The organism is Zobellella denitrificans (genome assembly GCF_002237365.1).
Lineage (GTDB): Bacteria > Pseudomonadota > Gammaproteobacteria > Enterobacterales > Aeromonadaceae > Oceanimonas > Oceanimonas denitrificans.
In genome coordinates, this window is record NZ_NMUO01000195.1 from 1 (window position 1) to 1,020 (window position 1,020).

The 1,020-nt window shown below is 73.0% G+C and carries 2 protein-coding genes; both read left to right on the top strand.

The features are described from left to right. Nucleotides 1–695 (top strand): ABC transporter permease (locus tag CGX12_RS19290; RefSeq protein WP_142995726.1); only part of this gene is annotated, 695 nt, incomplete at its 5' end. Between the two features lie 3 nt (nucleotides 696–698). Further along, on the top strand, nucleotides 699–1,020 hold a 322-nt coding region (locus tag CGX12_RS19295; protein ID WP_217898217.1), incomplete at its 3' end, for an HlyD family secretion protein.

The window sequence follows — 1,020 nt, forward strand, 5'->3', positions numbered from 1 at the left end:
CCCTGGCCCCGGGCGACCGGCTCCGGGTGGCGGTGCGCGAGGGCCGCCGGCCGGTGCTGGAGATCCCGGTGGTGGGGCTGGCCGATACCCTGCTGGGGGCGCCGGCCTTTATCGAACTCGGCGGGCTCAACCGGTTGCTGAAGGAGGGACCGCGGGCGTCCGGCGCCCACCTGCGCATCGACGCCGCCGCCGGCGAGCGGCTCTACCGGGAGTGGAAGGAGATGCCGGTGGTGGCGGGGGTGAGCCTGCGCACGGAGCGGCGGGATGCCTTCCGCCGGGTGATGGACAGCGGCGCCGGCGCCACCCGCTACGTGATGGCGGCCATCGCCGCCGTGATCACCTTCGGCATCGTCTACAACAGCGCGCGCATCGCCTTCTCCGAGCGGGCGCGGGACCTGGCCAGCCTGCGGGTGCTGGGGCTGACCCGCGCCGAGGTGAGCTTTGTGCTGCTCGGCGAGCTGGGGCTGCTGATCCTGCTGGCGCTGCCCCTGGGCAGCCTGTTGGGCTACGGCTTTTCCCTGGCGGTGGCGGCGGGCTTCAGCACCGATCTGTACCAGGTGCCGGTGGCCTTCGAGCCCGCCGGCCACGGCGTGGCGGCCCTGGCGGTGCTGGCGGCGGCGGTGTTGTCCGGCGCCCTGGTGCGGCGCGACATCAACCGGCTGGATCTGGTATCCGCCCTCAAGACCCGGGAGTAATCCATGGCTCGACCCCAGTCCCGTCGCTGGTTCACCCTTGGCCCCGCCCTGGCGGTGGCGGTGCTGCTGGTCTACGCCTTCTGGCCCGGGCCCACGCCGGTGGACACCGGCCCGGTGCGGCTCGGCCCCATGGTGATGACCATCGACGAGGAGGGACGCACCCGGGTGCGCCAGCCCTATGTGGTGGCGGCTCCGGTCGACGGCCGCCTGCTGCGGGTGGAGCTGGAAGCCGGCGACGAGGTCGTCGCCGGCTTCCAGCTCCACCCCTGGCTCATATACCCATCTCCGAGCCCCCCGGTCCCTCGTCCATCTCGCATGACGTCGT